This is a genomic window from Acidovorax sp. KPB24-03, assembly GCF_057546605.1.
The window spans coordinates 1-928 of sequence record NZ_BAAJYR010000776.1 but is presented as its reverse complement, the minus strand read 5'-3'; the positions used below and the strand labels follow the sequence as shown (position 1 = coordinate 928).

Genomic DNA, 928 nt, shown 5'->3' with positions numbered 1-928 from the left:
GGCACCATCACCGGCCTCACGCGCGGCACCACGCTCGCCCACATCGCGCGGGCGGCGCTGGAGAGCATCGCCTACCAGAGCGCCGCGCTGCTGCAGGCCATGAGCCGCGACGCCGTGGCCCGCCGGCGGCGCGCCGGTGAGCGAGCTGCGCGTGGACGGCGGCGCCTGCGTGAACGACCTGCTCATGCAATTCCAGGCCGACCTGCTGGGCATTCCCGTGGTGCGGCCCGCGGTGATCGAGACCACGGCGCTGGGCGCGGCCTACCTGGCCGGCCTGTCGAGCGGCGTGTACCGCAGCACCGACGAACTGTCGGACCTGTGGCGCGCCGAGCGCCGCTTCATGCCCACGCTGGGCGCCCCCCGCGCCCCGCGAACTCATGGCGCGCTGGGAGCACGCCGTGCGGCAGGCCTCGCTCGACTGAAAACCGCCGCCCCGGCCCCCCGCCACAGCGCAGGCGCTAACATCCTGCGCTTCGCCTCCACCTGCCCACCGCCGCCATGAATGCCACGCCCGCCGCGACCGATTCGCCCTCCTCCGCCATCGCCTTCATCGGCGGGGGCAACATGGCCAGCGCCATCATCGGCGGGCTGATCCGCCAGGGCGTGCCGGCCGCGCAGATCGAAGTGGTCGAGCCCTGGGCCGAAGCCCGCGCCGCCCTGCTTTCGCAGCACGGCATCACGGCGCACGAAGCGGCCGGCCCCGCGCTGGCCCGGGCCGGCACCGTGGTGTGGGCCGTCAAGCCCCAGACCTTCCAGGAAGCGGCCCGGCAGGCGAACTATGCGTTCCGGTTCTTCGAGGGCATGCTGATGCTCTCGGAAGGGCAGTTCGAGGGAACGCCTTTTCGCTCCACCCCAGTCAGGCATTCATATGGCTCGCTGTTCGGATGGAAGCGAGCCGATGGGACGCGCCGGTTTCGGCGAGCATTTA

Annotated in this window: 1 protein-coding gene and 1 pseudogene; both read left to right on the top strand. The window is 72.2% G+C overall.

The window, feature by feature from the left end; translation table 11 throughout:
- Positions 1 to 422, top strand: a pseudogene (locus AC27KI_RS25925) (FGGY-family carbohydrate kinase); the annotation flags it as partial.
- A gap of 76 nt (positions 423 to 498) precedes the next feature.
- On the top strand, positions 499 to 928 hold a 430-nt coding region (locus AC27KI_RS25920), incomplete at its 3' end, for a pyrroline-5-carboxylate reductase family protein (RefSeq protein ID WP_487116711.1).